This window comes from Paenibacillus paridis, assembly GCF_006345825.1.
GTDB lineage: Bacteria > Bacillota > Bacilli > Paenibacillales > Paenibacillaceae > Pristimantibacillus > Pristimantibacillus paridis.
The window spans coordinates 41,277-62,134 of record NZ_VCIX01000055.1 but is presented as its reverse complement, the minus strand read 5'-3'; the positions used below and the strand labels follow the sequence as shown (position 1 = coordinate 62,134).

Sequence of the window (20,858 nt, the reverse complement as noted above, 5' to 3'; positions counted from 1 at the left end):
CAACCTCTTACCACCCATACCGAATCATCTCCCTTATCCTTATTTTAATTGATTTGGATAGGAAGACTCCAGTTTAATTAGGGGGCCTAGGAGGGGGTACAGGATAGAGGAGGAAGTGGAGTGAAAACAGGCATCTATCCTGCAGCCATACAATATAGCAGCAACAGATATTAGAAAATAGATAAATGACAATACGCATCTGATACTAGACAACAGTTGGTTGAGGGGGAGTTAGGCCTTCTTAGCGGGGATTGTAAAAAGCTTTTGCGATGAGACAGCTAGGTCTTACTGGTTAGTGGGGGAAGCATTTGAGCCGTTAGTAGAGATGGTGCTGCTGAGAGGACATATCGCATGGGGAATTAATTTTAGAGATGATACTGGCTCGTTAAGCGTAATTGATAACAGTAAGGGGCTAACTGTAAGCAAAATAAAAAACAGCAGGTCAACGAGGGGATGCCTCGTCATGCCTGCTGTTTTTTTGCGTCGCAGCGGCTGATCAGCCGCTGGATTTGTCTTTTATGGGTTTCTTGCCGGCCTCTTTGGCCTTTTTAGGTTTTTCCCATCTGAAGATGGTATTTAGACCTCTAAACACCAGCTTGGATTCCTTGGTCAGCAGCGGCCCGAGTATCGCCAGAATAAGGACGTACAGGGCAGCGAATGGCTGCAGAAGCTCCAGCAAGCCGCCGGCTTTGCCGAGGTTTGCCATGATGATGGAGAACTCGCCGCGCGATACGATCGTTAGACCGATGTTTGCGGAAGCTTTAGGCGATAAGCCTGCGCTTTTGCCTGCAAACATGCCTGCGGTAAAGTTACCGAATAAGGTAACCGCAACCGCACCGAGCGAGAGCCAGACCGCGCCGCCTAGGGCGAACGGATCGATGGTCAGACCGAAGCTGAAGAAGAACAGTGCGCCGAAGAAGTCACGGAACGGCAGAATCAGATGTTCGATCCGTTTCATGTGGACGGTCTCGGCAAGCACCAAGCCAACCAGCAATGCTCCGATTGCTTCTGCTACGTGAATCGTTTCGGAGAAGCCTGCCACGAGGAACAGGAAGCCGAACACGAGCAGCAGGAACAACTCATTCGAGCGAATATTAAAAATTTTGTTAAGGAGAGGCGCTGCCTTTCTTCCGATAATAAGGAACAGAAGCATAAAGCCGAGTGCATAGGAAGCAGATAGAAGCACGCCGCCTAGGGAAGACGAGTCGCTAAGCACAAGTCCGGACAAGATGGAAATGTAGACCGCTAGGAAAATATCCTCGAACATGATGATTCCAAGAATCATTTCCGTTTCCGGATTCGCCGTCCGTTTTAAATCAACGAGCACCTTCGCGACGATTGCGCTTGAGGAAATCGTTGTAATACCGGCAATGACCATCGTTTCCGCAACAGGGAAGTCGTTGATCCAGCCAAATAGTAAACCAAGTGAAAAGTTAATGACGATATATATGGTTCCGCCTATCGCAATAGAGCGACCCGATTTCATCAATCGACCCACAGAAAACTCCAGACCCAAATAGAACAGTAGGAACAGCACGCCAAGCCGTCCCATGAATTCAATCAGTTCCGCACTATGAATAAACCTGAAGTCCAATATGCCTACGTGTGGCGCATGAGGACCTACGGCCATGCCGATCAAGATGTAAAACGGGATGACGGAAAACCGAATTTTTGCAGCTAACAGCCCGACTAAGGCGATAAGAATAACAGCAAGACCGATTTCCAGCACCATGTGATCCATAATTAACGGCTCCCGTTTTGCAGCATAAGCTTAAGAAGCTTCAAATGCTGGCGTTCACCTGCAACGATAAGGGTAGTGTCTGCTTTAAACACATAGTCGGGGCCTGGATTAATATGCTTTGCTTCTTTCTCGACAGCGGCGATAATCGTCGCTCCTGTCGTCTGGCGGATATCGGCTTGACCGATCGATCTGCCAATGCATGCGGCGTTTGGTTCAATTTTGTACCATTCAATCGTTAGGTCATCCAGTGCCACCTCAATGGTCTCTAGCGCCTTTGGTTTGTAAGTCATGCCGCCGACAATCGCGGCTACCTGTCTTGCTTCTTCATCCTCAAGCGTAACCATGGAAATGCTATCGTCCGGATCCTCATATTCGAAGTGGTACATTTCACGGCGTCCGTCATCATGAATAATAATGACAAACTTATCGCCGCTACGCGTCATAATTTGGTATTTGCGGCCAATACCGGGCAGGTCGGATTCTCTAATATTCATTGTGTAGGCCTCCTCATTTGTTGTTAGTGTACGAACAGAATGAGTAAATTAACCAACAAAATGTGAAGTGAATTTAATCGGGGTCATCAGCAAATCACGTATCCTTTGCGGAACAAAGGTACGAAGTGCGGATAAGGTGGCGGCCAGCCAATACATGAGCATCAGCGCGTGCATGTAAGAGGCAAGCAATAGGTTTTCGGGCAAAAAAACTTTCGTCGAGCTGTTTTGCTTGCCAACATTTGCGGTCGCGTATTTCGCGTCAGCCGTGATGCGGCTCGCAGCAGCTGTCAGCTCAAACGTATTACCTGCTTGGTAGGCGAACAGCGCTGCCATCAGCAACGGAACAATAATGAGCAAATTCATTAAATGCTTGCGGCTGATGCGACCAAATTCAAGTACGCCATTGTTCATCTGTTCACCTCCAAAAAGTTAGTTAATATAAGTATAATTTATAAATCGGAAATAAACAAAGCTTGATCCGTATATTCGTTAGGCAAAAGCCAAAGAATTTCATTCTATACCTACTTGTTTAATGAATTGACGATAGATCTTATGCGTTATAGAATAAAGAACGTATTTATAAATAATATGCGCGCAAAAGAGAGAAAGAAGGTTGAAATGGATGGGAGTATCAGTGCAACAGCTGTCGCCGCTCGTCGAGCAACTCGGCTTAAAACCGCATGTCGAAGGCGGATGGTACAAGGAGATTTGGAAAGCAAGCTTTGAAATACCGCAGGAGGTACTTGGCGCTCCCTATTCAGGATCACGCTTTGCGGCATCCTCTATATATTTTCTGCTACATCCGGAAGAATTTTCCGATTGGCATAGGGTTTACTCGGACGAGCTGTGGATGTGGCATTCCGGAAGCCCGATCGTGTTAAGCCTAGGCGGTCTGGAAGCAGACCCGGAGACGAGAAAAGAAATCATTGTCGGCCCTGATGTACTCGCAGGCCACCAGCCGCAAGCGCTTGTGCCCGCGAACGAATGGCAGATGACCCGCGTTCTTGGGGATGAGCCTGTACTCGTATCATGCGTGGTAGCGCCAGGCTTTCACTATGATGATTTTACGCTGGTTAAAAGGTAATCACTATATAATGAGATAAGAGCCATCCGTAAGGATTATTCCTTTACCGGATGGCTCTTGTCTGTCGTTAGGACACGTCTTCCTCCATGTGCCCCTTCTTACGGCAGGCATCTACAAATAACTGTGTGAGATGAGGGTCCCATTGCGTTCCTTTGCCTTCTTCGAGAATGGATAGGGCTCGCTCTGCGGACATTCCTTTTCGGTAGGGTCGATCAGAGGTCATGGCGTCAAAAGCATCTGCGATGGCAATTGCCCGTCCAAACAGCGGAATCGATTGGCCTGCCAATCCGTCCGGATATCCTTTGCCGTCATAGCGCTCGTGATGCGAGCGAACGCCTGGCAGCAGATCAGCCATCGCATCTGCGGGCTCGATTTGTTTTAGAATATTTTCGCCGAGGACGGGGTGAAGCTTGATTTGATCGAATTCCTCGTCCGTTAGGCGGCCCTCTTTCAACAGGACAGCATCGCGTACGCCGATTTTGCCGATATCATGGAGCAATGCGGTTTTATGTAAAATGTCGATTTGGCTGTCGGACCAGCCATCCAATCGGCCGATTTGGACGGAAAAGCGGGCTACGCGGGTCGAATGCCCGGCCGTATAGGTATCACGCGCATCAAGCGCTGCTGCCAGTGTCATGAAGTAGCTTTGCAGCAGTTGGTTGTTTCTCTGCTCACGCTCCCGAAGTCCATTGACCATATGATTGAACCCGGCTACAAGCTTGGAGAACTCATCGGAATAGATATCTGCCGCACTTGTCTCTAGGTTGCCGGCTTGAACGCTGCTCATGCCATGCTGAATCATATGAATCGGATCTTCGATGTTGCGTGAGAGCAGGGAAGCTCCAAGCAAGGAGTAAATGATCCCGATAACAAGGATAAGGCCCGCCCATTTCCAATAATCAAGGCTTCCTTCTCCCTGCAAACTATCGAATCTAATTTGAGAGGCAAGTCCAAACAGCAGCAGAGGAAGCGTCCCAATAAGGAAGGCGCTGAGCCGAAACTTGGTACGGATTGATACGAGCACTTGCCCGCCCAGCGTTATATCTTGAAAATAGAGTTCTTTGTGCTTGTTGCGGATGTAGGTGATAACGGGATGAATGGCTCTAGTGGTTAGGAAAAACTCGATCATGGCATGCATGCTGGCAATCATCAAAGCGACTGCGGCTGCAATTCCGATATAAAAATAAGGAAGCTTCAACCATCCCAAGCGTATGCAAAGGTAAGCCATCCCAATCGCCGGCAGCAATAGTCCTAGAAAATGCGGACCGAAGGTGCGCTTCACGGCCAAGGTTGGAAATCGATGTGTTTGCACATATGCGATTTTTAGCTGCTTCGATGTTGGTTTCTCCGCCTTGAAGAGGATTTGAATGGGTTTAATATGCCGATAGAAGACCAACAGCTCAATGCCAATCATAATGAGAAGTGAGATAAGCATGATGGCGGCTAAAGTGAGCTGCTCATTTTCGGGAATCGTTAGGGTGGAAAAAACGATAATGCCGCCGACGCCTGCTACGGCAACCGTTGATCCGAAGATATAATTGCGCAGCAGCTGAGAGAGAAAAGAGGGATAGACGCGATTGTCATGGTTCTCGCGTTCTGTAGGCAATGGCATAGGATGACCTCTTCTCTGCAAATTCGAATGGACTGGTACATAGTACCTATAGTATAAATCGGCATTTTAAAATTGTATATTAGATATAATGTTAAAAACTACGCGCAATCACTGGCAACTCGAAAGGATAACATATGTTGAAGGAACCCCTTTGGACCAAACCGTTTGTCTTATTGATCTTATCTAATTTGTTTTTGTTTTTGTCGCTGGAGATGCTGCTGCCGACGCTTCCCGTCTTTGCAGCGGATAAGGGCGGCTCTGATGCGCAAATAGGGCTTATCATCGGCTTATTCACCTATTCCGCAGTAGTCGTACGTCCGTTTGTTGGGATGGCTTCGGATAAATTCGGAAAGAAGCTGCTCCTTATTTTGGGCGTTGTAATTTGCTTGATTGGAACGGCCAGCTATTATGCAGCGGTTACGATTGTGATGATGCTCATGCTCCGCATCGTTCATGGCGTAGGCTTCGGAATCTCAACGACGCTTTATGGCACCGTTGCCTCTGATATCATCCCGGCTTCGCGAAGAGGCGAGGGGATGGGTTTTTTCGGTACGGGTAACGCAATTGCGATTTCTTTGGGCCCCTTTCTCGGCATTTGGCTCATGGAGGAGTTTGGTTTCTCCGCGCTGTTTATTGTGGGCGCCTGTATTTTGCTGCTGGCCGTCATCTTTACGTCTTTCGTCAAAGGGGATTCCAAAGAGGAACGCGCCCAGGCCAAGATTGCTGCCGCTGAACCGACGTCGCTGCTCTTGCGATTCGTGGAGCCCAAGGCGCTTATGCCCTCGCTGCTCGGACTTCTCGTAGGCTTGTCGCTAGGAGGAGTTATCAGCTTTATTACCTTGTTCGGCAAGGAAACCGGCGTACAAAATATCGGTTTCTTCTTCCTTGTGCTCGCGCTTAGCGAGTTTTTGATTCGGTTTGTGAGCGGGAGAATTTTTGATACGAGAGGCCGGTTCTGGGTATTATTCCCGGCAGCTATATTCTGTATGGTGGGCTGTGTAATTCTCTTTATGACCAAATCAACAGGGATGCTGCTGCTTGCTGCGGTATTTTACGGTGCGGGCTTTGGAGCGATTTTTCCTGGCTTGCAGGCATGGGTTATTGATCGGGTAGAACCGAAGCGCAGAGGCGTAGCGACAGCGACTTTCTATAACGCATTCGATATCGGAATTGGAAGCGGCGCAATGCTGCTGGGGTTAGTGGCGACTTGGTCCAATTATGCAACTATGTATTTGGTATCAAGCGTGTTTTTTATCATCTATTTAATCGTTTATTACGGGTATGAGAAGCACTTGAAAAAAACAAGCTTGCTTGAAGCAGGAAAGCGACCGTAGCGCTGCGAACAGCAGAGACGATCGCACAGGCAGTTAGTGAGAAATGTAGCGGTTTTTTCCTTCATCCTTGGCTTGGTAGAGCGATTTGTCGGCATGCGTGAACAGCTCATCCTGCGAGAGGGAGCAATCGGGATTCCATGTAGCGGAGCCCAAGCTGATCGTGACATATGGATGACCAGTTTCTTGTGAATGAGGCAGCTGTAATTGCCTGACGGCTTCAAGCAGGCGATTGGCGATTGTGGCAGCGCGCTCCTTGTTTGTTTGAGGCAAAATGATACCGAATTCCTCTCCGCCGTAACGGGCGACAATATCAAGCGGGCGCTTTAGGGCGGCTCGCATAGCGGCGGCGATCTGTCTTAGACATTCGTCGCCTTTTTGATGTCCAAACGTATCGTTATAGGCTTTGAAATTATCAATGTCGCCAAGCATTAACGTTACCGGCATATGATGGCGCTGTGCATCCTCCCATTCATGGTTCCACGTTTCGTCGAAGGTTCGGCGGTTGGCGATGCCGGTTAATTCATCCGTATGAGAAAGCGCATGCATGAGTTGGTATTGCTCCAGCATCTTCAGCTCTATCTCTTTACGGGGCGTAATGTCTCGGGAGACTGCCACGATGGTTTGCGTGCGGTCGCCTTCATTAAAGACGACGCGCCTAGTCGTCTCAAACCAGCGGTAGCTGTCATCTTTGCGCCTGATGCGGTACGTAATCGTATTCTCATCAATGTGGGTATAGAGAAGCTCCTGATTGTCGAGCATTCGCTGCATGTCATCTGGATGATAGAGATGAAACGGAGACTTCCCGATCAGCTCATCATCCCTGTAGCCCAGCAATGCATAGCATGCTGGCGATACATACGTAAACAAGCCGTTTCGGTCATGCTTGGAGATCATATCGCTGGAATTCTCGGCAAGCAGGCGGAAGCTCTTCTCGCTCTCACGCAGCTTGTCGGCGGTGCGCTTCCGCTCCGTAATTTGACGGAAATGAACGGATAGCCCGAACTCGGACGGGTAAAGATTCGCTTCGAACCAATCATTAAGCAGAGGCACGAATTGCTCGTATAGCCGCTGCTCGCGGAGCTGCATGGCCAGCTTGCATTCGATTTGGCTGATAGAACCGACAAGCCAAGGATAAAGCTCCCAGATGTTGCGGCCAGTCAGCTCTTCTTCGCTTTTTCTAAACAGCGTCTGGGCTGCTTTATTCGTATAGATGAAGCAGTACTGCTCATCCAGCGAGAAGAAGGCATCAGAAATGCTTTCGAGGATGGTGGTAATATGCTTCGTTAGCTGTTTTACTTCAGATACTGCTTGTGTTTTTTCGGAAATATCCATCATTTGTGAAATGAAATGAAGGGGATTTTCCTCCTTGTCGTAGACAAGAGTTACGCTTAAGAGAACCGTGACGGTTTCCCCGGTCTTTTTGAAATATCGCTTTTGCATTTGGTAAGTGTCGATTTCACCGAGAAGCAGCTGCTTCACATAACGGTTATCCTCTTCCAAATCATCCGGATGGGTGATGTGCTCATAGGTTTTGCTGCACAGCTCCTTCTCCTCATAGCCCAGCATAATCAGAGCGGAGGGATTCGCTACCAAGATACTGCCGTCTAAATCAACTAAAGCCATGCCGATCGGGGCGTAATGAAATGCACTGCGGAATAAATCGGCTTCACGATTCGGTTTTGAAATCAAGGTCAAGCTTCGCACCTCTCCTGCTGTCTGTACTGGATAAGATTGTTAGTCTATAGTAAAGAATAGAATACAACCCGGCGTTTGTCCACATGGCAACTTTTCCCTGTCTGGCAGGGCCGCTTGACGGCTGTTGAAACGAAAAAAAAGCTGCTCCCGTTTTGATGACGGAAACAGCTTCTTGCTTTGCAGTGCCTTACGCTTTGAAGGCACCTACGGATGCTCTTACAAGCGAGATGAATTTCGGTCTGGCTTGCTCTGCTACGCGAACGACTTGCTCATGCGTGAGCGGTTCGAGCTCATCGCCAATGGCCATGTCGGTAATACAAGTGATGCCTACAACGCGCATGCCGGTATAGTTAGCGGCAATGACCTCAGGAGCCGTTGACATGCCGACCGCATCTGCTCCCCACCCTGCCATCATGGAAAGCTCAGCCGGCGTGCAGTAGGTTGGTCCGGAGATGCTGACATAGACGCCTTGTTGAAGCTTGATATCCAGCTCTTCCGCTTTCGCAGCCACAATAGCGCGAAGCTCGCGGTTATAGGCTTGCGACATGTCAGGGAAGCGGGGGCCAAGCTCCGGAATGTTCGCGCCCATGAGCGGATTGCTGCCGGTATTGTTGATATGGTCAGTAATGAGCATCAGATCTCCCGCGGCGAACGAGCGGTTCATGCCGCCTGCGGCGTTGGTGACGAGCAGGGTTTGGATACCGAGCTGCTTCATGACATACACGGGGAAGACAACCTCTTTCATGGAGTAGCCTTCATAGTAATGGAAACGGCCTTTCATGACGAGGACTGTTTTACCTTCGAGCTGCCCGATGACCAGCTCGCCAGAATGCCCTTCCACCGTGGAAACGGGGAAATGCGGAATTTTCTCGTAAGGAATGGTGATCGCATCTGTCACCTCATCGGCCATGACGCCGAGGCCTGAACCCAAAATCAGGCCGATTTGCGGCTGCTGCTGCAGTTGGCTGCGGATATAGGCTGCAGCTTCATTTATTTTGACTAGCACGTTGTCCATCGTTGATGTACCTCCCTGATTTTGTTCAATCCTGCCTATGTTATTATTGCAGAACAAATGGTTATCATTGCCATAACAATCATAGCGTATTGAATGAACAAAAGTAAACCGAGCGGTTACCGGCACCGGATGATTGTTGTTTAAGACAAAGCTTCGTATAATGGAACATAACTTATGCAATCGAGTATGAATTGATATGGAGGAATAGAGGATGAATACCAGAACGGACTATACGCCAGCAGAAGTAGCGGCGATGATTGATCATACGATACTGAAGGCAGACGCTACGAAGGAAGAAGTATTGCAAATTTGCCGCGAAGCCAAGCAGTACCAATTTGCTACGGTTTGTGTAAATGCAGGTTGGGTAGCGGTCGCGGCCGATGAGCTCAAAGGCTCAGGCGTCGGCATTACTACCGTGGTGGGCTTTCCTTTAGGCGCGACAACGACAGCATCCAAGGCGGCTGAAGCCAAATTTGCGATCGCGGATGGCGCAACCGAGGTAGATATGGTTCTGAATATCGGCTTGCTGAAGTCGGGCGACCTCGAAGGCGTTCAGCGCGACGTAGCAGGCGTGGCTGAAGCTGTAAAGGGTCAAGCCGTACTTAAGGTTATATTGGAGACAGGGCTGCTGACGGATGAGGAAAAGGTAGTGGCTTGTGAAATTTGCGTAAAAGCGGGCGCTGATTTCGTGAAAACATCGACAGGTTTTGGCAAAGGCGGAGCAACGGTCGAGGATATTGCCCTAATGCGCCGCACAGTGGGTCCTGATCTAGGCGTGAAAGCATCCGGCGGAGTTCGCGACCGTGAAACGGCATTGCAAATGATCTCTGCAGGTGCTACGCGCATTGGCGCCAGCTCAGGCATCGCCATCGTTACGGGCGGTAAGGGCGAAGGCTACTAAGCTAAGCGGCACGCTGTCTGTAAAATGAGAAGGAGGGAAGCGCAGTTTGTTGGCGCTACCCTCCTTTTTTGCTGTGTTTGAAAGATATTCAGTGGTTTAACGGGAATTTCTCCCGTTAATTCAACAGTGGAGCTCAATTCTGAGTGATTAGCTGGAATTGTTCCTGCTAAATGAGCGATTCATCCATGGATAAGCTGATTATGCTGCTTTTAACGGGAGAAAATCCTGTTAATCGAAGTCGAGTATAAGCTGGGGGAATATTAACGGGAGAAATTCCTGTTAATTGGAGCAGAATGTAGGTTGTGGCAATCATACTGTGCAGGATTCCTGTTAGTGGGAGTCGAGTACGGGTAGCGGGAATGTTAATGGGATAAATTACCTNGGGTAGCGGGAATGTTAATGGGATAAATTACCTTTAATAGGGACGGAATGTATGTTGTGGCAAGCATTATGTGCAGGATTCCTGTTAGTGGAAGTCGAGTAAAGGCTGAGGTAATCATAAAGTGAGAGTTTCTGAAAGAGGAAGTTGAGTATGGTTGAGGGGATATTAATGGCAGGAATTACCTTTAATGAGGACGGAATGTATGTTGTGGCAAGCATTATGTGCAGGATTCCTGTTAGTGGAAGTCGAGTAAAGGCTGAGGTAATCATAAAGTGAGGGTTCCTGAAAGTGGAAGTTGAGTATGGCTGAGGGAATGTTAATGGGAGAAATTCCCGTTAACGGGAGCAGAATGTTGGTTGTGGCAAACACAATGTGCAGGATTCCTGTTAGTGGAAGTCGAGTATAGGCTGAGGCAATCATACCGTGAGGAAGTTCAGTTAGTGGAAGTCGAGTATGGGCTGTGGCAAACATAACGTGCAGGAATTATGTTAGTGGAAGTTGAGTATAGGCAGTGGCAATCATGACGTGAGGAAGTTCAGTTAGTATGAGTCGAGTATAAGCTGAGGTCATCATAACGTGAGGAATTTCAGTTAGTCAAAACAGAGTAACGCTGAGTCAATATTAACGGGAATTTCTCCCGTTAATTCAACAGTGGAGCTCGATTCTTAGCGATTAGCTGGAATTTTTCCTGCTAAATGAGCAATTCATCCATGGTTAAGCTGATATTGCTGCTTTTAACGGGAGAAAATCCTGTTAATCGAAGTCGAGTATAGGCTGGGGGAATATTAACGGGAGAAATTCCTATTAATTGATGAGTTTGAGCCGGACTGGCATCAGTCCAGCTCAAACCAGCGCAATCCAGGACAAGAAAGCTCAGTCCAGCTCAAACCAACGCGATCCAGGAGAAGAAAGCTCAGTGTAACTCAATCCAGCCCAGTCCAGCTAGGCACATCTCAACACATCTCAACACATCTCAACAAACAGCTGCAAAGTTCAGCTTAACGCTCGCAGCTGATCGTCATATTCGCACGCAATTCCTCGCCTGCATTTAGCATAACTAGCTCGTCCTGGCGAGTCAATTCGCCGTTCATCGCCATCCATGGCTCTACGCATACGAATGGGCGATCCTTCACCGACCACAGCACCATGTATTTGAAAATATCATCATAAGTCAGGCGAACGCGGGCCCCTTGCAGCGCTGGGAAGGAAATTTCACTTTTCTTCACATCAAGCAAGCATACCGACTCCACAAGCCCTTCCAAGTCGATAACGCCGTCGAATGGCTTCTCTACATTGTCGTTGTAATCGACATAGCGGGTTGCTTCGATGTCGTAGGCGATCTTTTTGTCCGAATCGATTGCAAAGTACGGATGAAAGCCAGCGTAGAACGGCATTGCAGCTGCTTCGCTTAAGTTGCGGTATTGCTGGCGAGTATGTAACTGGCCGTCTTGCAGGGCGTAGGTAAACGTAAGCTCGAAGTCGAATGGATAGACGCGAAGCGTTTCCTCATTGCTTTGAAGTCGAATCGTAATGGAGGCCTCGCCTTCCGTTGAGGTAGACAAAACGTCCCACGCAGCGGTGCGCGCGACACCATGGTTGGCGATTTTGTATGTTTGGCCATTCCACTCATATGTCCCGTTCTCTAGCTGACCGCAGATCGGGAACAATACAGGATTGCCGCCGCGAATATTCGCGGTAGGGTTCTCAAAGGTTTCCTTGTCTAAGTAAAAAAGCTCAAGCCCATGCAGCTGGCAACCGATGGTGATTCCTCCGCGCTCCGGGCACACAAGCACACGAGAATCGGTGCTTTTATCGGTTAATTCATATAACGTATAGGTTTCCTTGTAGCTGCGTACTTCGTAGTTGCTCAATTGATTCCCTCCAGTATTTAAAGCATGTCCTATTTTTCCCATCATACCATATTTGCTGAACGCGATATCGCAATTATTATAGCCTGATCCTCGCCTATAGAGTCATTTTGCGTTCCCCGCCATCAGACCGCTCACCGCTTGCACGAAATATGCCTGTTTCAAAATGGTCGAATCTAGTAAAACAAATATCTACTCCCTTTTAAGAGAGTGGCATAGTATATATTAACTTCAGAGCACAGCAGATCTAACTAAAATGCCGCACTAATAAATCGCAACAAAAGACGATAAGTCTATGTAATGTAGTGGACCGACTGTTTGCGAACTCTGAAGCCAAATCCACCCCAAGCTCCCTCCCTCCGAGCGACAGGGTGGATTTTTGCTTATCTAACAAAAAAGAGCAGCACTGCATCGGCTATTAAGCTTTTGCAAGTGGCTGCTCTTTTAGGGTAACCTATTTATTCTTTTGTTTCTGTCGTAGCTGAAGGCGCTGGAGAAGCCTCAGGCGTCAAGGTGTTTGTGATTTTTGCTTTCGCACGAATCTCGCTCATCCAAGCCTCGGAAAGCTGATTGGCTTCCGTAGCCACAAGCTGCTTCTTGATTTCTTCCTTCTTCTCTTCGAAAGTCGGAACGACAGCAGCCTTCTCGGCTGTTTTCTTAATGATGTGGAAACCGTGCTGTGATTGAACGACAGCGCTGATTTCATTAATTTTGAGCGCGAATGCTGCTTCTTCAAATTCGGCAACCATGTCGCCTTTACCGAAGAAGCCAAGGTCGCCGCCTTTATCCTTCGAGCCTGGGTCAATCGATTTTTCTTTGGCAATGGCTGCAAAGTCGCCGCCTTGCTTAAGCTCAGCCAAGATCGCATCTGCTTCTTCTTTGGTTGCCACAAGGATATGGGAAGCTTGAATTTCCTCAGGCGTACCCATGGTAGCCTTGTTCGCATCATAGTATTGTTGAACCTCTTCGTCCGTTACGTCCGTTTTTGGTTCTAGAATTTTGCGAATCGTGAGATTGATTTTTGTATCTTTTTTCAAGCTTTCAACTGTCATATTGTATTGGGCAAGCGTCGAGTTGAACTCTTCTTCCGATCCGAAGCTTTTCTTGATCAGATCGATTTCGGAGTTAATGTCCGCGTCAGTAACGGTAATGTTGTTGGCTTTCGCTTCCTGCATGATGAGCTCTTGAGTGATGAGGTTCTCAAGCGTTGCAGGGCCGCCAGCCGTAATTAACTCATCGTATAATCTTTCTTTGCTAATGTTGGTGCCGTTGACGGTAGCCACGGACTCATTGTCTGCTCCGCCAAATGGCGGTTTGATCAATACGATGATAAGCACGACAGCCAATAGAGCGGAAATAACGATCCATGCTTTGCCGCCACCGCCACCTTTAGGTGCTTGCTGATGGCCGTCATGGCCTGGAGCTGCCGGATTGAATCCCGCGTTTGGCGATTCTGGAAGCTCACCGTTTGATTCGGAGCGAAGCTCCTCTTCAATTGCAGCATCTTGCTCGGATAGCTTGTCCAAACTTATGTCATTCTCGGTTGTGTGAAGCTCTTCTTTCGCAGCCAATTCGTTTTCTACGTCTTTTTTGGACTGCGATTCTTTGTTATCCATTCCATAAACTCCCTTCGATTTACCTGTCTTTCATTACTATAACAAAACATGCTTCAAAAAACCTTAATCTAAAATAAAAATACAACTTTTGCTTTTTGTCGATGCGTTTCCATTGTAAGCGTATGCTGCTATCGATATCAAGCGCGAAAGATGGATTTTAGGGTCGAAAGCCCAGTTATTTTAATATATAGAGTAAATACATCCTTAGGGCGTACGTTCTCTATATTTCTTGAAATGAAACACGTCGCGCCGACAAAGGGGTGCGAAGACGTTTCACCTTGCGTAATTTCGCTGTTTATCAGATGCAGGAGGGATGATATGATAGGAATAAAAGGTATTCCAACATTATCCTACATAATTCGTGATATTTTCAGCAGACAACCAGAATAAATGTTACATCTGCGCAGGCGGCAGGCGGTATCGTTTATGAACATAATTTTGATCTAATTGTAGGAGGAATAGTCTTGCGCCAAAATATAGGGGTATACACCCGGTTCATCCTTTGCATGCTGCTGCCTCTGGCAGGGTATTTTGTGCTGCGCGGTACGGCGCTCGACAAAAGCATCAATGCACCGCACGAGCATTTTTATATCGTCAGTCTCGTTTCAGCGTTATCTCTAATGCTTGCCATTGCGGTGGGCTTTGTTGCGATTTCGCTGCGTAATATTAAGATTAGTTTTCTATCGCTATCTTATGTATCTCTCACTGCTCTTTTCACTTTGCATGGGTTGTCCACGCCTGGCTTCCTAATGGAACATACTGGAATCGCAGCTAGCGCAGCACAGCTTAGCGTCATGATTGCTGCTGTCTGGCTGTGGTTATCCTCCGTTTCAGTAGATCAGCCTTTGATTAAGTGGCTTGCCGATTGGCAACGATTTTTACTCCCCGGATGGTCGGCGCTGCTGCTTGTTTTTTGCTTGGTGCTTTGGTATCACCCGAATTTGACGCATTATTTCCACCTGAAGGAGACGGCGATGAGGTGGATCGCTAGCGTGTTTATCTTCCTCTTAAATGGCTGGACGGTTTACCGTTATATGAGGACTTACTTATCCTCCCGTTTTCCATTGCAGCTGTCGATCGTTTATAGCTCCGGTTGGATGATCGTGGCACAGGTAATTATCGCGAGCGGGCATTCCTGGCATCTAAGCTGGTGGCTATATCATTTTCTGCTGCTTGCCTCAGTGATTGTCATGGTGATGGGAATCGTATCCCAATATGTCAGCTCCAAATCGATTACGGCTTCGATAAAGCTCATGTTCCGCGCGAATCCGCGGGACTGGATTAACACGTACATGTCAACTAGCGTTCGGGAACTGGTGATGACGACGGAAGCACGCGATTCCTATACCGCAGGCCATAATTACCGGGTGGCATTATATGCTCTGAAGCTGGGTGAGGAGCTTTCCTTAACCTCAGCCGAGCTTCGGGCGATCGCACAGGGCGGGCTTGTGCATGATGTTGGCAAGCTGCGCATCCCGGATACGATTCTGAACAAGCCGGGCAAGCTCACGCCAGAGGAGCGGAATATTATTGAAGTGCATCCGGTGTCGGGCTATGATTTATGCAAACGGCTCGGATTTATGCCGGAAGAGCTATCAGTTATTCGCTCGCATCACGAGAAATGGGACGGAAGCGGCTATCCTGACCAATTGGCAGGCGAGCAAATTCCGTTATTGGCGAGAGTAACCGCTGTGGCAGACGTCTATGACGCGTTAACTTCTTCGCGTTCTTACCGGAAGGCTATGTCACATGAAGCGGCAATGGAGATTATTTTGAAGGAGAGCGGGAGCCACTTTGATCCTTCATGCGTAGAAGCATGGGAGCGCCTGGTTAAGGAACAGCCGGGCTTCTTCGAGGAGACGATTCGCAATAGTCCTCACCTGAAGCTGGACAAAAGGCATGTTCGATAACCGATGCCATGGCTCATTCTATGCATTTCCTTTTTGGCTATCGACAGTTGTACAATAGGTAGGAGAGCTTCATGAGGTTAAAAAAACATGAGGGTTTTCAATAGAACTGGTTGGAGGGTATCGAAAATGACGTATTTGGCAGACAATCACCGGTATGAGAGCATGAAATACAATCGCGTTGGACGCAGCGGCTTGAAGCTGCCGGCTATATCCCTCGGGCTATGGCATAATTTTGGCGGCGTTGACCGCCTCGAGAGTGGACGGGCAATGGTTCGCCGGGCATTTGATTTGGGAATTACCCATTTCGATCTGGCTAACAACTACGGGCCGCCTCCGGGCTCTGCCGAAGAGACGTTCGGACAAATCCTGAAACAGGACCTTACCGCTTACCGTGATGAACTGATCATCTCCACCAAAGCTGGCTATTATATGTGGGAAGGCCCTTACGGCGAATGGGGCTCACGCAAATATTTGATCTCAAGCCTGGATCAAAGCTTGAAGCGGATGAATCTCGACTACGTCGATATTTTCTACCATCATCGCCCGGATCCGAATACGCCGCTTGAAGAGACAATGGCAGCGCTCGATCACGTCGTTCGCCAAGGGAAGGCGCTTTACGTCGGCGTATCCAACTACAGCGCAGAGCAAACCGCGCAAGCGGCAGCGATCTTGAAGCAGCTCGGAACACCTTTCCTCATTCACCAGCCTTCTTATTCCATGTTCAACCGCTGGATCGAGGATGGCTTGCAGGATGTGCTGGAAGAGGAGGGGATCGGTTCAATCGTATTCTCTCCGCTTGCCGGAGGCTTACTGACGAATCGTTACCTAAATGGCGTTCCTGCCGATTCGCGTGCAGCGGGACCTAGCGTATTCCTGAAGACAGACCAAATCACGGACAGCAAGCTGAATAAGATCAAGCAGCTCCATGAGCTTGCTCAGGAACGCGGCCAATCGCTAGCCCAAATGTCCCTGGCTTGGGTATTGCGCGGCGGGAAAGTAACGTCAGCACTAATCGGCGCAAGCCGTGTGGAGCAAATCGATGATAACGTCGCTGCACTTAGCCGTCTTGATTTCAGTGACGAGGAACTAAGCCGCCTGGAAGTCATTCTGGCAGCGGAGTAAAGGTTTGCGTTTATACTTGTTAAAACTTTAATTATCCCAGCGCTGGGGCAGCTGTCCGTGGTTTTGCGGCATGCATGCTTCAGCGTTTTTTTTATTCTCCAAGCGGTAGGCAAAAGAGGTATAATAGTGTCAAAGTTCGACATTTGCGGTTCATGCGGAGCGGAAGGGGAAAGCAGCTTGAAAAAGATGTCGTTGCGGACAAAAGGATTGATATTGATTGTTCTCATCTCTTTGGTTCCTCTATTAATTGCAGGGGTAGGCAACTACTCCGCCGTGAAGGAAGCCATGCTTCAATCAGAAATTGAGAAAACAACGAGCAAGCAAAATATACGGGCGAATAATTTGGCTTCATGGATGGCGATTCGCAAGGCTGAGGTTGTCGTTATGAGCCGCACGGAGGTCGTTCGATTCGGCACGGACGAAGAGCGCATTCATTATTTCGGGCGCGAGCTTGTTCGCGGCGGCTTCATCTACCATTCAATTGGATTCATTAATGAGGATGGGATGGCTCTGCGTACCGATGGCGGACGGACCAACCTAAGCGACGAGAAATTCTTTCAGGAAGCCAAGGATGGAAAGATTGTCATCACCGATCCGTTTATGCCTTCTTTCTCTGATACGAAGCAATCGCTGATTGTCGTGCCTGTTTATGGGGCAACCAACGAGCTGAAGGGCGTCGTGTATGCTTCTATCGTATTTACTACCATGCGCCCCTTTATTGAATTTGCGGAAGAGAATACGCTCGTGCGCCTCTTTAATGATAGTGGAGGTGTCATTTATTGTTCCAATTTGGATCTGATCGATAATATCAGTCTATTTGACGAGAATTCCGATTGGCTTCCGGTTGCCGGTAAGCTAATGGAGTCGGAGCAGGGCGTAACCAAGCTTAATATCGAGGGTACTCCCTATTCTATTTTCCATACGAAGGTGAACGATACTCCATGGCGATTTGCGCTGCAGGTGCCGATGTCGGAGCTTCAGAGTCAGATGAAGCCGATCTTTTGGCGTATTTTTACGACGATTGCCGTCTCTGAATTGATTATCGTAATCTTCTTTTATTTATATTTTGAGCGGATTGTGAAGCGTCTTGAAGGCATACTGGGCGTAACGGAGCAGGCTGCTGCGGGGCGCTTCCAAGCGGAGCATCTTGAAGTAGAGCCACATGACGAGATTGGGCAGTTAGGCCATTCCGTCAATGGGATGATGGAGCATCTACAGGATATGTTTGACCGGCTGGAGGCCATCATTAATCAGAATCAATATGCCTTTATCGTTCTGGATGAGCATTATAAAGTGACCTACTTGAACAAGACGGCTGAGGAGATGTTAGGCTACAAAACGGCAGAATTGGCAGGCATCGCGACTCCCCTGATGTTCATGGATCTTGATGAAATTCGTTTGGAAGCAGAGAGGCTTACGCTTGAGCTAGGCAGAGAGGTTCAGCCGGGTCTTGAGGTGTTTAAGGAGCTGCGGTCCGATACGTTCTCCTATGAACGCGAGTGGACGTTTATTCATAAGGATGGCACGCGCATACCGGCCCTGCACAGCTCGAACGGCCTTCGTGACCGCAATGGACGTTTCTCTGGCGTCGTTGGCATGGTGCTCGATATCTCTGACCGCAAGCATATGGAGAAAGCGCGCAATCGCTTGCTAGATATCGTCGAGTCAGCGAAAGACTTAATCGCCTCCGTCAGCTCGGAGGGCAAGGTTGTCTACATGAACCGCGCGGGCAGAGAAATGCTTGGCTTGCAAAGCGCGGTAGATGGCAAGTATACCGTCAGGGAGCACTCCCAACCGGATATGTATTCCGAGCTTGTAAAGGGAGCCGCGCTGGCGAAGGAATTTGGTTTCTGGGAAAGCGGCGCGCAGTTGATTAGAAGCGACGGCGAAGCGGTTCATGTGTCCATGGTTGTCGTGGCGCATCAGAACGAGGACACGGGCGAGCTGTATTTCTCCTGCATTGCCCGTGACATTTCGGAGCAGAAGCTGGTGCAGGAGGAGCTTATCCGCGCTACGCTTGAGGCGGAGGAAGCGAACCAGGCGAAGAGCAGCTTCCTAGCGCTGATGAGCCATGAGATCAGAACGCCGCTCAATGGCATTATCGGCTTGACGCAATTAATGCGCAAAACGGGTCTGTCTGCATCGCAAAAGGACTACATGGATAAGATGAACACCTCCTCGGAGACGCTGCTGCGCTTGATTAACGATATTTTGGATTTCTCCAAAATTGAAGCGGGCAAGGTGGACATCGAACGCCAGCCGTTCCGGCCAGACGAGCTTATGCACCGGATAAGCGACCAATTAAGCGTATTTATGGGCGGCAAGGAGCAGTTCGAGTTCATTATTGCAACCCCGGAGCGGTTGCCGCAATCGATTATCGGAGATGCGCTTCGATTGGAGCAGGTGCTGCTCAACCTATGCATGAATGCCATCAAATTTACGAACCGCGGGCATGTTAGATTGCAGTTGGAGCTGATAGAAGAGTCGGACAAAGCGATCAGCATTCGCTTTACGATCGCAGACACGGGGATCGGCATGAGTGCAGGCCAGGTCGATAAGCTATTCAAGCCATTCACGCAGGCAGACGGTTCAACAACCCGCAAGTTCGGGGGAACTGGACTTGGCCTGGTCATCTCTAAATCTTTGGTTGAGCTGATGGGCGGCAAGCTGAAGGTGTCGAGCGAAGCATTCGTGGGCAGCCAATTTTTCTTTACGCTGCCGTTCAAAGTGCTGCACAGCTATCCGGAGCATATTTGGCGGGCTCGGAAAGAGCTGATGGAGCAGCCGGTCTGGATTGTGGAGGATGACGATGAGATGCGCGGTCATTGGATTGAAATTATAGAATCCTATGGCTTAACGGCGATACCTTTCCACTCTTGGAAAATGGCCCGTGACCGTCTTCGCCGCATTGGAGCCGGAGCGCTGCCTAAGCTAATTGTTCTCGACATGGAAATGCCAGATATGTACGGAGCCGAAACTTGGCTGGAGTTCCACCGAGATGCGGAGCTGGCCGGCGTGAAGACGATCGCTATGACGACCTCGTATGGACGCGACGAAATGATGCAGCTTCCGGCAGAGCAAAGGCCGGTCACGCTGTTAATCAAACCGATTATGCGCTCAGGCATGCTGCGTGCGATTGAAAGCGTATTGGAGCAGAAGAACGGGCATGCCCGCGAACAAGAGAACGCTGAGCCGGCGGCCGAAGTGATGAAGAACGAATCCAGCACGCGTATTTTGCTGGCTGAAGACAATAAAATCAATCAGCTTGTTGCCATTGAGATTTTGAAGGAGCAAGGCTATGAGGTGGGCTTGGCCGAAAATGGTGAGGAGGTACTCCAGAAGCTGTCCGAGGAACACTGGGACTTGATCTTGATGGATATTCATATGCCTGTCATGGATGGCTCGGAGGCGGTTAGGCTCATTCGGAGCCAATCGGAATATGATGAAGTTCCGATCATTGCGGTAACGGCCAATGTGCTGCGCAACGATCATGAACGGTATTTGAAGCAGGGCATGAATGACGTCGTGACCAAGCCGATTTCTTCGGAGCGTCTGCATACGGTTATTTCCTACTGGCTTAAGCAAAACGAGCCAGCAGCCAAGCCCGCGGATAGTCTAGAGCAGCGTGCAGAGGCTAGCCGTACGGAAGCCGTAGTGCCTGCTGCCAAAAGCCCGCTGCCGCCGATTGCCGGTATGGACGTAGATAGCGCTATTGCCCGGGTTAATGGCAAACTGCCGATTTTGCTCCATATGATGGAGCAGTTTATGCTGGATTATGATTCATTCGCCGATCAGCTTCGTATGATGGTTAAGCAGTCCGAGCTGACAATCGTCAAGCGGATGGCTCATACCCTAAAGGGAGCAGCAGGTTATTTATCCGCTTATGAATTGTTAGAAGCGGTATGTGAAGTAGAGCGAATTGTTAAGCAGCCGGAGCTGGCGACGGAGGAGCTTCAAACGGCGATTAACGATGTAGAATCGGCTTTGAAGCGGCTTCTGGCAGGCCTCCACAGTGCCAAGGAAACATTCGACAATAAATCCTAACAAATTTCTAACAAATTGTTGTCCCTTTCAAGTCGGTATT

At 48.9% G+C, this 20,858-nt stretch carries 14 protein-coding genes; 6 read left to right on the top strand and 8 right to left on the bottom strand.

Features of this window, described 5'->3' with window-relative positions; all coding sequences use genetic code 11:
* Window positions 1–496 precede the first annotated feature (496 nt).
* From FJQ58_RS01915 to FJQ58_RS01905, 3 genes are read right to left on the bottom strand one after another with little or no spacing between them, the layout of a single operon-like run.
* Window positions 497–1,741: a cation:proton antiporter gene (locus tag FJQ58_RS01915; protein ID WP_139990761.1), complete on the bottom strand. Its 1,245-nt coding sequence runs from the start codon at window positions 1,739–1,741 to the stop codon at window positions 497–499.
* A gap of 2 nt (window positions 1,742–1,743) precedes the next feature.
* The gene (locus FJQ58_RS01910; protein WP_139990760.1) at window positions 1,744–2,235 is read right to left on the bottom strand and encodes a cation:proton antiporter regulatory subunit; all 492 of its coding nucleotides are present in this window, start codon (window positions 2,233–2,235) and stop codon (window positions 1,744–1,746) included.
* 48 nt (window positions 2,236–2,283) lie between these two features.
* The gene (locus tag FJQ58_RS01905) at window positions 2,284–2,646 is read right to left on the bottom strand and encodes a hypothetical protein (RefSeq protein ID WP_139990759.1); all 363 of its coding nucleotides are present in this window, start codon (window positions 2,644–2,646) and stop codon (window positions 2,284–2,286) included.
* Window positions 2,647–2,857: 211 nt separating this feature from the next.
* On the opposite strand from FJQ58_RS01905, the gene FJQ58_RS01900 reads away from it, so the two are divergent.
* On the top strand, window positions 2,858–3,319 hold the full coding sequence (locus FJQ58_RS01900) for a cupin domain-containing protein (RefSeq protein ID WP_139990758.1): 462 nt from the start codon (window positions 2,858–2,860) through the stop codon (window positions 3,317–3,319).
* 67 nt (window positions 3,320–3,386) lie between these two features.
* Here FJQ58_RS01900 and FJQ58_RS01895 read toward each other — a convergent pair whose 3' ends face one another.
* Window positions 3,387–4,931, bottom strand: coding sequence for an HD domain-containing phosphohydrolase (locus FJQ58_RS01895; RefSeq protein WP_139990757.1), 1,545 nt, complete (start codon window positions 4,929–4,931; stop codon window positions 3,387–3,389).
* A gap of 134 nt (window positions 4,932–5,065) precedes the next feature.
* Here FJQ58_RS01895 and FJQ58_RS01890 point away from each other — a divergent pair, with 134 nt between their 5' ends.
* On the top strand, window positions 5,066–6,265 hold the full coding sequence (locus tag FJQ58_RS01890) for an MFS transporter (protein ID WP_139990756.1): 1,200 nt from the start codon (window positions 5,066–5,068) through the stop codon (window positions 6,263–6,265).
* Window positions 6,266–6,298: 33 nt separating this feature from the next.
* Here FJQ58_RS01890 and FJQ58_RS01885 read toward each other — a convergent pair whose 3' ends face one another.
* On the bottom strand, window positions 6,299–7,960 hold the full coding sequence (locus tag FJQ58_RS01885) for a PAS domain S-box protein (protein ID WP_139990755.1): 1,662 nt from the start codon (window positions 7,958–7,960) through the stop codon (window positions 6,299–6,301).
* A gap of 187 nt (window positions 7,961–8,147) precedes the next feature.
* Window positions 8,148–8,975, bottom strand: a complete 828-nt coding sequence (locus FJQ58_RS01880; RefSeq protein ID WP_139990754.1) for a purine-nucleoside phosphorylase — start codon at window positions 8,973–8,975, stop codon at window positions 8,148–8,150.
* 211 nt (window positions 8,976–9,186) lie between these two features.
* On the opposite strand from FJQ58_RS01880, the gene deoC reads away from it, so the two are divergent.
* Window positions 9,187–9,876 carry a deoxyribose-phosphate aldolase gene (gene deoC / locus FJQ58_RS01875; protein ID WP_139990753.1) on the top strand — a complete coding sequence of 230 codons (690 nt, stop codon included), beginning with the start codon at window positions 9,187–9,189 and terminating at the stop codon, window positions 9,874–9,876.
* Window positions 9,877–11,256: 1,380 nt separating this feature from the next.
* Here the strand turns inward: deoC and FJQ58_RS01870 are convergent.
* Window positions 11,257–12,129 (bottom strand): aldose epimerase family protein, encoded by an 873-nt coding sequence (locus FJQ58_RS01870; protein WP_139990752.1) that lies wholly within the window; start codon window positions 12,127–12,129, stop codon window positions 11,257–11,259.
* Between the two features lie 455 nt (window positions 12,130–12,584).
* Window positions 12,585–13,742, bottom strand: a complete 1,158-nt coding sequence (locus FJQ58_RS01865) for a peptidylprolyl isomerase (RefSeq protein WP_139990751.1) — start codon at window positions 13,740–13,742, stop codon at window positions 12,585–12,587.
* A gap of 464 nt (window positions 13,743–14,206) precedes the next feature.
* Between FJQ58_RS01865 and FJQ58_RS01860 the strand changes: the two genes are divergently transcribed.
* The 3 genes from FJQ58_RS01860 (at window position 14,207) to FJQ58_RS01850 (ending at window position 20,818) form a co-directional block, all read left to right on the top strand.
* Window positions 14,207–15,652 carry an HD-GYP domain-containing protein gene (locus tag FJQ58_RS01860; protein ID WP_238403723.1) on the top strand — a complete coding sequence of 482 codons (1,446 nt, stop codon included), beginning with the start codon at window positions 14,207–14,209 and terminating at the stop codon, window positions 15,650–15,652.
* Window positions 15,653–15,778: 126 nt separating this feature from the next.
* Window positions 15,779–16,774, top strand: a complete 996-nt coding sequence (gene mgrA, locus FJQ58_RS01855) for an L-glyceraldehyde 3-phosphate reductase (protein WP_139990750.1) — start codon at window positions 15,779–15,781, stop codon at window positions 16,772–16,774.
* Window positions 16,775–16,960: 186 nt separating this feature from the next.
* Window positions 16,961–20,818: a response regulator gene (locus tag FJQ58_RS01850; protein ID WP_238403727.1), complete on the top strand. Its 3,858-nt coding sequence runs from the start codon at window positions 16,961–16,963 to the stop codon at window positions 20,816–20,818.
* Window positions 20,819–20,858 lie beyond the last annotated feature (40 nt).

Coding starts and splice junctions, on each gene's coding strand:
- FJQ58_RS01915 (WP_139990761.1), bottom strand. CDS start 1,741: ATGGATCACATGGTGCTGGAAATCGGTCTTGCTGTTATTCTTATCGCC.
- FJQ58_RS01910 (WP_139990760.1), bottom strand. CDS start 2,235: ATGAATATTAGAGAATCCGACCTGCCCGGTATTGGCCGCAAATACCAA.
- FJQ58_RS01905 (WP_139990759.1), bottom strand. CDS start 2,646: ATGAACAATGGCGTACTTGAATTTGGTCGCATCAGCCGCAAGCATTTA.
- FJQ58_RS01900 (WP_139990758.1), top strand. CDS start 2,858: ATGGGAGTATCAGTGCAACAGCTGTCGCCGCTCGTCGAGCAACTCGGC.
- FJQ58_RS01895 (WP_139990757.1), bottom strand. CDS start 4,931: ATGCCATTGCCTACAGAACGCGAGAACCATGACAATCGCGTCTATCCC.
- FJQ58_RS01890 (WP_139990756.1), top strand. CDS start 5,066: ATGTTGAAGGAACCCCTTTGGACCAAACCGTTTGTCTTATTGATCTTA.
- FJQ58_RS01880 (WP_139990754.1), bottom strand. CDS start 8,975: ATGGACAACGTGCTAGTCAAAATAAATGAAGCTGCAGCCTATATCCGC.
- deoC (WP_139990753.1), top strand. CDS start 9,187: ATGAATACCAGAACGGACTATACGCCAGCAGAAGTAGCGGCGATGATT.
- FJQ58_RS01865 (WP_139990751.1), bottom strand. CDS start 13,742: ATGGATAACAAAGAATCGCAGTCCAAAAAAGACGTAGAAAACGAATTG.
- mgrA (WP_139990750.1), top strand. CDS start 15,779: ATGACGTATTTGGCAGACAATCACCGGTATGAGAGCATGAAATACAAT.
- FJQ58_RS01850 (WP_238403727.1), top strand. CDS start 16,961: ATGTCGTTGCGGACAAAAGGATTGATATTGATTGTTCTCATCTCTTTG.